This window comes from Neobacillus citreus (genome assembly GCF_018343545.2).
Lineage (GTDB): Bacteria > Bacillota > Bacilli > Bacillales > Cytobacillaceae > Neobacillus > Neobacillus citreus.
Genome location: NZ_JAGYPE020000003.1, coordinates 41,683 through 54,394, shown reverse-complemented (window position 1 = coordinate 54,394; position 12,712 = coordinate 41,683). Strand labels below are relative to the sequence as shown.

Below are 12,712 nucleotides of genomic sequence, written 5' to 3'. Positions count from 1 at the left end.
CCGGATATTTTCCTGCCTTTTTGCTTATTTCATTAAACTTGTTACTTCTTTCCTATTTACGGAAGATAAACAGAAGATAATTAAACTACTTTATTAAGATCAGAATCATCTTTATCAACATTATCATCATTTAAATCATCTAACATTTTAGCTTTTGTTTCTGTTCCTAAAATGAACGTAGATACCATTCCAATTAATAAAACGCCAGTTGTCATTAAGAATACGCCGATAAATCCGAAGATTGGATACATGTACCCAATATAAATCGGTGCTAGCAATCCTCCAATTCTTCCAAATGCGGAAGCAGAACCTGTACCTGTTGACCGAATGATAGTAGGATATTGTTCAGGTGTATACGTATACATTCCTGCCATTGAACCTACCATAAACAGTGATGTGAAGAAACCTGAGATAAGGATCGTTGATGAAGTATGGGCTTGGCTTAAACAAAAAGCTGAAATGGCCGCTAATCCTAAATAAGTACAAATGAGCTTTTTCCGGCCTAGCACATCATTTAAATAGGCAGCGGAAAAATATCCGGGAATTTGCGCAACGTAGATGAGAATCGAAAACAAGAATGATTTAGAAATTTCAAAACCCTGTTTATATAGTAACGTTGGCAGCCATGTAAAGAAACCGTAATAGGAAAAGATAACCGAGAACCATAGAATATAGATCATAATAGTTCTTTTCACATATTTTTTGTTCCAGAGGGTAAAGAAGCTTCCTTTGGTCACTTGGGGCGGAGCTATTTCGGCGGGCTCCGGAAGTTTCCCTGTATATTTCTCGACGCCTTGTTCTAATTTTCTCATTTCTTGCTCAGCTTGTTCCAATCTGCCGCTAGATTCCAGCCATCTAGGAGATTCAGGCAGCGCCCTTCTCCAGTAAAGAACTAAAAAGATTGGCAATGCTGTTATAATTAGGGCAATCCGCCAGCCATTTTCTGAGGCTGGAACAACAATATAACCAATAATGGCAGCCGCTACATAACCAAATGAGTGAAACCCAGTCAATGCCCCTATATATTTTCCACGATATTTACTTGCTATTAATTCGGCTAAATAGGGAGCAATGATAGCGCTTTCACCTCCGGTCCCAATACCTGCAATGACACGCATCCAAAAGAAATGTTCCCATGCTCCTGAAAATGCACTAACTAAGGTTGCTAGGGAATAAATGATCAGTGTCCACATAATAATCTTTTTTCTGCCTATTTTATCACCCAGCCAGCCGGAGAAAAACGCTCCAAACAGGTAACCAATCAAAACAGAACTTCCTAGTAACCCTGCTTGTTCTGAAGATAAACTCCATAAACCAATAATGGAAGGCAATACGAACGCAACCATTGCGATATCCATGGAATCAAATGTATTACCTATTCCCGTTTTTACCAATAAACCCTTGTTGTATTTGTTATCTGGAATTCTTTCAATTCTAGCTCCGATATTGGCCATAGTTGTCCTCCCCTTAGCTTATCTATCTATTACTGAAAAATTTACACCTACTAGATTTGTTCTCTTATTACGAAATTTTTAGGATTCCGAACACTAAGAACGGACGAAATTCAATCTTAAAGGGATTCATTCGAGCTGAATGCATTCTATTTAAAGGCATTCAGCCCGCTTTATTGTCTAAATCCATTTAGTAAAACCTTGATTTGTTGATTGAAGTGTTATTATTATTTAATTTCTTCAAAACCAGACCATTCCAGAATATTTAGAACGTTCGTTTCAACACAGTCTAGCCAATCTTGAATATTGACCCACTCATCCGCTCCATGGAGGTTGCCTCCTTTTGGTCCATAAATGATGGCCGGCATATTCATGTAAAGCAGCGGGAAGCGGATATCACTAAAGGTAGGCATTCCGTAAATTTCTGTTGTTCTTCCAACCACGTCATCAATATTTTTCTTAACCATTTGAACAAACGGATGGTCCGGGCTGATTTCTGCTGGGCTTGTATGCCATTCATAGCTGATTTCCGGCGGGTTTTGCGATAGCCATTCATCGTTTTCAGCAACCGCTTTAATGGCATTTTCGATTTGTGCCTTCACTTCTTCTACTGTTTCATTTGGAGGATAACCGATTGTTCCAGTCAATTCACATTCGGCTGGAACTTTATAAGCCCATTCCCCTGCATTGATCATCGCAGGTGTTAAGTTACTTGAACGAACTTGCATATCAGAGGCTGCAAAATATCGTTCGAATGGAGCGTAACTGACCGTTTTGACTCGTTCATTGTCTAATTCTACTAAAGCATCATATATTTTCATTGCTTTTCCGATTGCGTTTACACCAACCTGACCATTTAGGTTGTGAGCAGCCAAACCTGTTACTCTTACTTTAAAAATTAAACCGCCGGCACAAGCAATTTGCGGTCCTGCACCCGTTGTCAGCGGATGCGGGTAAATACAGGCATCTGCTGTGAAATTCTGCTCTTCAAGGTATTGAACCATGGCAACGGCGCCGCCGGCTCCCCCTACCTCTTCATCGACAACGGCAATCGTTGTAATATTTCCCTTTGGCTTTAGACCCATTCCTTTGATGACCTCTAATGCTGCGAGGACGGAGCCGTAACCGCCTTTATTATCAGCTGTTCCTCTTCCGTACATGAGACCGTTTTCAATAACGCCTTCAGTTGGAGGGTAACTCCAGTGCACTAAATCACCAATAGGCACTGTATCAATATGGGTAAAAAGTAAAAGCGAACGGGCATCTTCTGATCCGGCCCATTTACCGACAACATTCGGACGGCCCTTAAACCCAACGCGTCGCTCTACTTCAGACTCCGTATATTCAGGGTGCTGCCGAACTTTCACAGGATCTGCTTCAAATGTATCGACCTCAAGGCCCAGGTTTAACATGACCTTTTGAATATGTTCCTGTACAGGACCCTCGTAGCCCGTTTCACTTGGGATTTGGATTAATTTTTGAAGACCTTTAATTAATTCTTCACGATTTTCTTTCATATAACTACTTACTTTTTGACGAATTCCACTTGATAAAACTGTTTGCATTTCAAATTCCTCCATACTATTATTTTGTTTAAATGAACAAGTGCATTCATTTAATAGACACCTTTTATAGTTGCCTATTTAAATGACATTTTGTACAATTACTTAGAAAATTCACATCCTTCCGAATATTTGTTAAACTGATTTTATAATGATTTTCAAAATATTTCTAATACCTATTTATTGATAGGTTAATATGTAAAAAGTATTAAGGTTAGATTTCGAGGTGATGAGATTGGAATTGAGACACTTAAAATATTTTATTGCTGTAGCGGAGGAACTGCATTTTGGCAGGGCTGCTCAGCGTTTACAAATGGCACAGCCGCCGTTAAGCCAGCAGATTAAACAACTGGAAAGTGAATTGGATGCAGTACTTTTTGAACGGACAAAACAGCGGGTTGAATTGACCAATGCGGGAAAAGTTTTTCTCCAAAGAGCATATGAAATTGTCAATCATATCAACTTATCATGTGAGGAAGCCGGGAGAATTCATCGTGGCGAAGCGGGGCAGCTTATTTTAGCTTTTACAGGAGCTTTAGCTTTTGATCTCCTTCCATCATTGGTTCGGAGCTATCGCGCAAAACATCCAAATATAAACATTGTGTTACGTCAATTGACAACAAGTGAACAAGTGGATGCCCTTCATGGAAGGACCATTCATGCGGGCCTATTAATCCCTCCAATTGACAGTGATTCTCTTAATGTGGAAATACTTCGAGAAGAGTCGTATGTTGTTGCCCTTCCGATTACACATCCATTGGCTTCCCTTCAGGGAGCAATTGACCTATCTCTTCTTGCAAATGACCTTTTTGTTATGACTCCAAGGGAAGCGGGTACTAGTTATTACGACTCAATTATCAGTCTTTGCCAGAACGCAGGATTCAGCCCTCAAAAAGCACAGGAAGCATTAGAACTGCCAACCGTCACTTCACTCGTTGCGGCAGGAATGGGCATTGCCATACTACCATCTTCCATTCAATCCTTAAAAAATAACCAAATTGTTTACCTGCCGCTCCAAGAGAGTCTAACTACCTATAAATTTGCCGTCGCATGGCACAAACAAGAAAACTCACCCATCATATCATCCTTTATTTCATTTCTAAGAGAACATTTTAACCTAGAAGTTATTTCGAATTGATGCATGGGGGTTCATGAGGATGGTTCTCGTGTCTGGTGAAGCATGGGGAAGCATGGGGACGGTTCTCGTGCCTCACTTTCGTTAGAAAATGAGGCAAAAGAACTGATCGAGACCACTGAAAAAACACCTCTAGAAGGTTAGGACACTTCCGCCTCTTTTTTAGGCAATTTTGTCCGAAGGTTGCATAAGTTCGGACACTTCTGCCCCTTTTTTCAAGCGATTTTGTCCGAAGGATGCACAGGTTCAGACGATTCTCGTGCCTCACTTTCACTAGAAAATGAGGCAAAAGAACCGTCCCCATGCTTTATTATTTATTCTCCATTAACCGTTTCAACTTTGTTTCGGTTGCCGTGTTGTCAGCCGGAGTGTAGACACTGCATCGTAAATCATTATTTCCTTGTACTTGTAAAGAAGTTAGATTAAAGACCATTTTCCCGGCTTTGGCATGACGAAAATCAATCTGCATTTCTGGAGCTGAACTTACTTCGCCTTCATTCCATAATAGGCGAAATTCTGGGTAGGTCTGTTCCATATCCTCAATAAATTGTATGTACCATTTGTCAGCTACATATTGTCCGTAATAGGAACGAAAAATGGCGATAAACCCTTTCACGAAATGCTCCCAATTGACAGCTAAACTTTTAAATTCTTTTCTTGAAAATAGTAATTCAATCAGATTCCGATCCTCTTTTGGAATCTGTTCGAAATCTAAAAAAACCTTCGCAGCGGCCAGATTCCACCCTACAATAAATAACCGTCTATCCGTAATAATCGTTGGACAGTATTGAAGTTCCTGGAGAATTCTTTTCAGGGACGGGCTAATGATTGTTTCTTCTATATTAGAGATGACAGGATCCGCTCCTTCTTCCAAAGCCAATGCATATAAATACTTTTTTTCATCTTTATTTAGCTGTAAGGCATCTGAAATGGCATCTAATACGGAAGCCGATACTTTAATATCTCTCCCCTGCTCTAACCATGTATACCAGGTTGTACTTACACCCGCTATTTGAGCAACCTCTTCTCTTCTAAGACCCGGAGTCCTTCTCCGTGAACCTGATGGCAGTCCAACCATTTGCGGAAGCAGTTTTGATCTCTTTGCTTTTAAGAATTCCGATAACGCTTGCAGTCTATTTTCAGGATTCATATAATGTCCCTCCTATTATGGTATTCATTATACTATGATAAACAACAACTTGTAATAGGATAAATATACGGTAATATATAGTAAAAAATGGTTTGTAGGAGGAATGATGATGAACAGAGTAGTGATTACTGGAATGGGGATTATTTCCCCTCTTGGAAATGATCTTGATACATTTTGGCGTAATTTGATTGAGGGAAAATCTGGAATATCCTATATTGATACTATTGATGTTTCCAATTCTAAAACAAAAATTGCTGGCGTTGTACGGAACTTCAATCCAGAAGAGCTCTTGGGACAAAAGGAAGCAAGACGATTGGACCGTTTTGCCCAATTTGCTCTAGCTGCAGCTGATCAAGCTCTGGCGGCTTCTCAATTACAGCTGGATGAGATTGACCATGAACGTTTTGGTGTATATGTTGGATCTGGCATTGGAGGAATCCAGACCTTTGTTGATAATGTGAATGTATTAAACGAACGAGGTCCCGGAAGAGTCAGCCCCAATTTAGTCCCAATGATGATTTCGAATGCAGCAGCTGCTCAAATTAGTATTAAATATGGTGCGCATGGTCCCTCATTGTCACCAGTAACGGCGTGTTCCATTGGTAACACGGCGATTGGCGAAGCATTCAATACCATTCGCTATGGTGATGCAGATGTTATTGTTGCCGGTGGGACGGAAGCAGCGATCACCAATTTATCTTTGGCCAGTTTCGGCAATGCCAAGGCGTTATCAACTAGAAATGAGGAGCCTACACTCGCAAGCCGGCCGTTTGATGCGGATAGAGATGGTTTTGTCATGAGCGAAGGAGCAGGAATTTTAGTATTAGAGTCATTAGAACATGCTCTTGACAGAAATGCCCCGATTTTATGTGAAGTAATTGGATACGGCGCAAGTTCTGATGCCCATCATATGGTCGCTTCCCACCCTGAAGGAAAAGGTGCCTATTTAGCTATGAAAAATGCTTTAAAAAAAGCAAATATATCAATTGAGGAAGTGGACATGATCAGCGCCCATGCAACGAGTACACAGGTCGGCGACATTTCTGAAACAATGGCCATAAAGAGGTTGTTTGGAGATCATGCCTATCAAATACCAGTTACCGCTAATAAATCAATGCTTGGTCACATGCTTGGTGCTGCTGGCGGAGTAGAGGCCATTGCACTGGTGAAAAGCCTGCAGGATGGAATCGTCCCTCCAACTATTAATATAGAAAATCAAGACTCAAATTGTGATTTAGATTATGTAGCAGAGGGCGCAAGGAAGGTTCCATTATCGATTGGCATTTCCAATTCATTTGGATTTGGAGGTCATAATTCGGCCATTGTATTGAAAAGATATGAATAAAATTGATTAGTTGGAAAAAACTGAGTCAGACCCCCTGCGCGTTAAAGCTAGCTTGCTGGGGGTCTGATTCGAAATATTCTTTCAAGAATTCCAAGACTAAAACCTGAGTATCTTTAGTACTCATATTGATGCCAAATAACAAAGAGGTATCGCAGAAGACTACTTAACAGTCTTTGTGCAACCTGTATTTATTTGGGTATAAATTTTGTTTATTTAAATGATTGAAAGTAAACAATAACAATGAATAAAGTTTAGAAAATGCTAGTCTTCGTAGATGTCGGGAGCATGTTTGAAGGTTTTCACAAAATCTACCAAACATCTTTCACAAATATCAAATTTCCACCTTTCTTCATCATACATTGATCCATAGCCAAATGTTAAATTAACGGAATGGAATTCATCTTGTTCGAACCCGAAGTCAGTTATTTCTTTAGACTTCCCACATTTGTTCCAAGTGATTGATTTCAGAATTTTTTTGGTTACTTGTATTTCTTCAAATTCTTTCATATAAATCCCCCATACAATGATTCGATTTTTTCAAGCATCAATCTTTCATTCTACTAGAATATAAATCACATCTTTTCAATAAGTAATTGAATTACTAAAAGTTGAGGTTAATTTTCCTTATTTAATTAATTTCGCCAACAAATCAGTATGGTGATAAAAAAGAACAAGCTATACAATATAACGTTAACATTAGGAAGAGAAGTATGATTAAACTTGAAAAATATTCTTCTCAACGCTCCTTTAAGAATTTATAAATAATCAATCCCTTAACAGGGATTCGACCTGATTTAAGCTAGTAAACCGCCGATTACCATAGTATTTTATCCCTTTAACAAAGATGGCAACTTTCTTCAACAAATATAAAAAGGCGAACCATTTGGTACGTCCTTTTGAAGTTCTCGCACTATCCAATTATTATTGTCGCTCCGTCAAATTGGGTCAGGGTGAATCCGTTAAAATGCTCATTATAAGTCTTACCTGACCTTTTGTATCAAAAAACAAGTTAAAAAAAAAATATCTGATTGGCGGATATTCCTATAATTGATAATTAAAAACGATTTACTTACTCTTTGTTATTAAGATTGATACGTTCCGGAAGTTGGTTTTCAGGTATATCCCCTTCGTCCACTCGATCATTTTCTAAATTCTTCCTAACACTTATTTTATATGGTCCTTCTTGATAAGTGTCTACCCTCCATGATTTGTCACTCATACAATCGATCCTTTCATCTTAAAATGTTATACACGCATAACCAGATAGTCCTCTGACTTCATTTGTACAACAACCGCCTTCATTCTTTTGCCATATCGGCCAACTGCTTTTAGCCACCCATTCATAATCCCCCATTTCTTTAATCTTATTTTTGGGAGAAATATCTTTTATAATTAATAAAATAATTTGGTGTATTATGGTAATTACATAAAGAAGTGAGGGAGTTCCATTATGAATTAGAGTTTACCTTCTGAAACCACCGTCGTAGGACGTGCAGGGTCAATGTTTGAAACAAGTGTAGCTTTTCCCTTTCGCCTGGTACTATCAAATAAAACTCCTAATTCTTAGAGCATCCTAAAAACCCATCAATGATTTAATCAATAGAGTCCGGATATTAGAATAGATGGGTGCAGCAGCTTATTAATTCTTTTTGTCCACTGGTCGTTTGAAGATGCGGGAAGGGGGCTTCAATTTCATCACTTTCCGGTGAATATTATTATGAGTATCTAAATTTTTATATTTCTGTGCTAAAAACATTATTTCTTGGGTAAAAAACAATTCATAGAGGATGCGATATTAATTTTATAATTAGGATTCCTTATTATTAATCTACACTCAGCGTATAACTATTTGAGTCTCTTTGATAATCCATTCCATACAAAATCTACTTCATCTGAACCACTTACTGCATCCTGTGCAATCCCCCTTTTTTCGTTAACTCATAATTTTTTCCGCAAACAATTTCGTCCAAAAAATCCCAATATAACAATTTTGGTTTTTCCGTTTTTTGTTCATCGGCATATGATAAAGTACCGATTACTTAAAATGGACAGGAGGAGTTAGAATGGATGAGGAGAAAAAGGAGAAAAAAAGTAAATCCCTCTGGCGGCCGTTATTGGCAGTACCCTTTTTATTTTTTCTCCCCCCTCTTAGCATCGGATTGTATCTAACCCATCCCTTCCCTGCAAAAACTACGAAAAACCCGAGGGATTACGGTATGGATTTCGAGGAAATCGAATTTCACAGCCGAAAAGACAAAGTTAAGCTAGCTGGCTGGTGGATTCCTTCGGCTTCAAAGCAAAGCAAAAAAACAGTCATTACTGCACACGGTTATATGAATGAACGTTCCATGGAAGGGATTGAAGGACTCAAGCTTGCTAGAGTTCTTTCGGAACAAGGATATAATGTGTTGATGTTTGATTTTCGAAATGCCGGTAAATCAAAAGGAAGAACGACGGGGTTAGGATTCTTTGAAAATCACGATTTATATGCAGCCATTGATTATGCCATTCAGAAAAAAAATCAGAAACACATCGCTCTTCTAGGCTGGAGTATGGGTGCTTCCACTGCGCTTATTGCTGGATGCGAACATTCTGCAGTCTCTGCCATCATTGCCGATAGCCCCTTTAGTGATTTAGAACCGTTTTTAAAAGAAAATCTTTCTTATTGGTCCAAATTACCGAAGAAGCCCTTTACATCAATTATTTATCACTCCATGCGAAAACTCCTTAAAATTGACCCTAATGAGGTTTCCCCAATCAATCATGTAAAGAACGCTAAGGGAAAATCTTTCTTATTCATTCACAGTAAAACAGATAAAGCCATTCCTTATACCGAAAGTAAAAGTTTATTCCATTCGGTCTCATCCAGTAACTATAGAGAATTATGGCTGACGGAGGGTTGTCAACACATTCATTCGTATCCTATGAATAAAAAAGAGTATACGCGCCGTGTTGTCCAGTTTCTTGATAGGTACTTAAGATCTTAGTAAAATTCCCGTGTGTCAAAATATTTCTTTTAAATCAACGGAGAATTCCTGCAGGAATTTGGATGTTATAATTCCGAGATTATCCATCCCGGCCCTCTCCTTAGAACATTCATTTTCTTTATTTTACCATTATTTTTATAGGTATAGCGTCCCTAAATAAAACAAATGGAGAAAAACGGATCGCTTTTCTCCACTTGGTATTTGTATTCTAATGTATAGATTTTCAGGGTCAGAACTTTTCTATTGAGTCGAGTTCATCGAGTTTATCTCTTCTAAAATATGATTAGAATAGGCTTGGCAATAGTTCATAACGGCATCCACGACTACTTGAGAAGAATATTCCAAGTAATTCTCCATATAATTTCTATTATTCGGTTCCAGGAAGATCCCGATAAATCCAATCAATAAATCGTTTACTAGCTTGGTTTGGAAGTAAACACTTTCGGCATGTGGTACTTGCTCTTCAATGGTTGAGCCTTGATATACTAACTCCTTAAACCTAGGCATGTTTTCGGCAATGAAATTCGATTCCTTCACTTGATTAGGAACATTCACCAAAGTCGATTGGAAGCTTTCATGAGAGAGAAACTTCTCCTCTTCAATACACTCCATTAAGAAAGATACGGCAGTATTGGTATATGCATATTGAAGTGTAACATTTACCAATAGTGACTCCAGGTACTCTTCAGGAGAACCCACACTGTCTCTTGCTTGTAAAAAAATCTTCCTAATCCCTTCTTGCAACTCCACTTTATCCCAATTGGGCTCCCTAATAATCGCATTAAAAATGTCCGCTGTGTTTTTCGATAGCACCTCTATTGACAATGCAGCCATCTCCTCGAAGTAGTTTATTTTCGTTAATATGTATAAGCCTAAGATTAGGCTCATCTTTTACAAATATGTATTAGCTTAAGAACATTTCTGTCAATCTTACAAAAATGATGACAACATACTTAATTATAACGCAGACATCAAATGACATAAACTTGAATTTAAAAATAAGTGTGTGGAGTAATAACTTTTTTATGAAAGTTAACAAGAAGACAGTACCCATGCATCAGATTTTTGTGGCAGTAGAACCGTCCCCACGTTTCATGTAAATGAAAGACAAGGGATTGATAAAGTGAGGAGCCAATGGAATTAAACAGAATACAGCTTCTACCTTAGATAAAGTGGCTATTGAAGTGTTTGGAAACGCCACCAATTTTTAAAGCTTCAGCTTTAAACCTTCATGTGTTGCTTTAAAACCTAACCGTTCATAAAACCTTAACGCATCTGGTCTTTTTTTATCAGTTGTCAGTTGTACTAAATGACAACCACGTGCTTCTGCACGTTGAATTGCCCATTTTATAAGTTCAGTACCTACACCCTTACCTCTTACAGAAGCGGATGTTCTTACTCCTTCGATAGTAGCTCGCCAACCGCCTTGATGTGTGATATAAGGTGTAAAAGTAATTTGTTGTACCCCAATCACTTCATCACCGTCACAAGCCACTACTAACTCGTTATTAGGGTCAGATGTAATAGCCTCAAATGCTTTTATGTAACTATTAGGAAGTGGATGCTCATAACGCTCACGTTTACTTCCCAAAACATCATCAGCAAGCATTGCAACAATACTGTCTAAATCTTTTTCAGTCGCCATTCTAAACCTTATTTCTGTCTTCAATCAAATCCCCCTCTTATTCGTAAACCTTTTATTAACTTCTATGCTAACTGATTTGACTCCATAAGTTAATTGCTATTATTTTATCACATTTAATACGTTTTACTTATTGATAGATTTTCTTATTCAACTATTCAGCCCCTGTTAGTGCAATAAACCCTAAGAGGATATTTCATCCCAGTAATCAACGTCATTAAAAATCCGTATGAAAAACTGATTCTAACTGTTTTTCTTGAATTTTAGATGGCAGCCTTCGCATAATTGAATTACGAATGCTAATTAGAAGACGATTATCTAACTGTGCTGCTTTTCCTATTCGCCATGACAAATTAACAATCTTTTTTGTCTTTGAAATACGTAAATTTTCAAATTCAGTAAATGCTTCTTCCATATTTCTATTACTCTTTAAAACCTGGCTTAGTATGAGTGCATCTTCGATTGCTTGGCCCGCCCCTTGGCCAATGTTGGGGGTAGTCGCATGTGCAGCATCACCTATAAGCAGAATCTTATTGAAAGCAAAACGATTCATAGGCTTTATATCAATGATGTCATTCCATATTAGGTCGTTGTCATTTGTGCATTTGATTATTTCTGGTACAGGGGAATGATAAGTTTGAAAAAGATGATACAAATCATTCGTTGTAAAATCTAAGAGGTCTTTGCTTTGATAAGGCGCGTTGACACATGCAAACCAATATATTTGATTGTTATTTAGAGGAACAATACCAAACCGCCCTTTAGTACCCCATGTTTCGGTAAATTCTCCTGATAAATCCTTTTCTTTAGGTACGTTAACAACAGCACGCCAACACGTATAGCCTGAATAACGGGGCTTTATGTTCGGGAAACAAATTTTCCGTACGGTGGAATGGATACCGTCTGCTGCTATGAGCGCATCTCCTTCTAGGGTATTCCCATTTTCCAGATAAATTGTAACTCCAGTTTCACTTTGTTCAAAATGGATGATCTTTTTTCCAAGTTCAAGTGTACCAGGTTGAAGGTGTTGGACGAGGGCCTTTTGCAATTCCGCACGATGGACAGTAACATAAGCGACACCGTATTTCTGGTTAAGGCGTTCAATATCCATTTCACTTATCAGATTACCTTCTTGATCCAGGAATTTCGTACTTTTTATTAGATTGCATTTCGCTTCTAAGTCATTAGTGATCTCCAAACGGGCAAGTCCTTTCCAAGCGTTAGCTCCAAGACCCAGCCCTGCCCCAACCTCTTTTAATTCTTTGGTACGTTCAAGAACTTTAACCCGAAATCCTTCTTTTTGTAATGCAATTGCTGAAGTTAATCCAGTTATCCCGCCTCCTGCAATAATGAAGTCATATTTCATTTTAATATCCTCCATTTTACTTACCAATTTTCAATACTAGTTGTAGTGATCGCAGCTATAAAAATGAAAAAAAC

10 protein-coding genes are annotated in these 12,712 nt (G+C 38.3%); 3 read left to right on the top strand and 7 right to left on the bottom strand.

Annotated features, from left to right (window positions below; translation table 11 throughout):
* Positions 1 to 80: 80 nt before the first annotated feature.
* Both KHB02_RS02925 and KHB02_RS02920 read right to left on the bottom strand, forming a co-directional pair.
* On the bottom strand, positions 81 to 1,454 hold the full coding sequence (locus KHB02_RS02925) for an MFS transporter (RefSeq protein WP_213145904.1): 1,374 nt from the start codon (positions 1,452 to 1,454) through the stop codon (positions 81 to 83).
* Between the two features lie 224 nt (positions 1,455 to 1,678).
* Positions 1,679 to 3,016, bottom strand: coding sequence for an ArgE/DapE family deacylase (locus KHB02_RS02920; RefSeq protein WP_213145903.1), 1,338 nt, complete (start codon positions 3,014 to 3,016; stop codon positions 1,679 to 1,681).
* Positions 3,017 to 3,248: 232 nt separating this feature from the next.
* Here KHB02_RS02920 and KHB02_RS02915 point away from each other — a divergent pair, with 232 nt between their 5' ends.
* Complete coding sequence (locus tag KHB02_RS02915; RefSeq protein WP_213145902.1) at positions 3,249 to 4,151, top strand: LysR family transcriptional regulator; 903 nt, start codon at positions 3,249 to 3,251, stop codon at positions 4,149 to 4,151.
* A 307-nt stretch (positions 4,152 to 4,458) separates the two neighbouring features.
* On the opposite strand, the gene KHB02_RS02910 is transcribed toward KHB02_RS02915, so the two are convergent.
* Positions 4,459 to 5,298, bottom strand: coding sequence for a helix-turn-helix transcriptional regulator (locus KHB02_RS02910; RefSeq protein ID WP_213145901.1), 840 nt, complete (start codon positions 5,296 to 5,298; stop codon positions 4,459 to 4,461).
* A 109-nt stretch (positions 5,299 to 5,407) separates the two neighbouring features.
* Between KHB02_RS02910 and fabF the strand changes: the two genes are divergently transcribed.
* A complete protein-coding gene (fabF, locus tag KHB02_RS02905) occupies positions 5,408 to 6,643 on the top strand; it encodes a beta-ketoacyl-ACP synthase II (RefSeq protein WP_213146067.1) in 1,236 nt (411 codons plus the stop codon).
* Between the two features lie 261 nt (positions 6,644 to 6,904).
* Here the strand turns inward: fabF and KHB02_RS02900 are convergent, their stop codons facing one another.
* The gene (locus KHB02_RS02900) at positions 6,905 to 7,150 is read right to left on the bottom strand and encodes a hypothetical protein (protein ID WP_213145900.1); all 246 of its coding nucleotides are present in this window, start codon (positions 7,148 to 7,150) and stop codon (positions 6,905 to 6,907) included.
* A gap of 1,556 nt (positions 7,151 to 8,706) precedes the next feature.
* Here KHB02_RS02900 and KHB02_RS02895 point away from each other — a divergent pair.
* The gene (locus tag KHB02_RS02895; RefSeq protein WP_213145898.1) at positions 8,707 to 9,630 is read left to right on the top strand and encodes an alpha/beta hydrolase; all 924 of its coding nucleotides are present in this window, start codon (positions 8,707 to 8,709) and stop codon (positions 9,628 to 9,630) included.
* A 240-nt stretch (positions 9,631 to 9,870) separates the two neighbouring features.
* Here the strand turns inward: KHB02_RS02895 and KHB02_RS02890 are convergent, their stop codons facing one another.
* From KHB02_RS02890 to KHB02_RS02880, 3 genes are all read right to left on the bottom strand, one after another.
* Entirely contained in the window at positions 9,871 to 10,455 is a 585-nt protein-coding gene (locus KHB02_RS02890; RefSeq protein WP_213145897.1) for a hypothetical protein, read from the bottom strand.
* 382 nt (positions 10,456 to 10,837) lie between these two features.
* Positions 10,838 to 11,299 (bottom strand): GNAT family N-acetyltransferase, encoded by a 462-nt coding sequence (locus KHB02_RS02885; protein ID WP_213145896.1) that lies wholly within the window; start codon positions 11,297 to 11,299, stop codon positions 10,838 to 10,840.
* A 190-nt stretch (positions 11,300 to 11,489) separates the two neighbouring features.
* Positions 11,490 to 12,638, bottom strand: coding sequence for an FAD-dependent monooxygenase (locus tag KHB02_RS02880; protein WP_213145895.1), 1,149 nt, complete (start codon positions 12,636 to 12,638; stop codon positions 11,490 to 11,492).
* Positions 12,639 to 12,712: the final 74 nt, after the last annotated feature.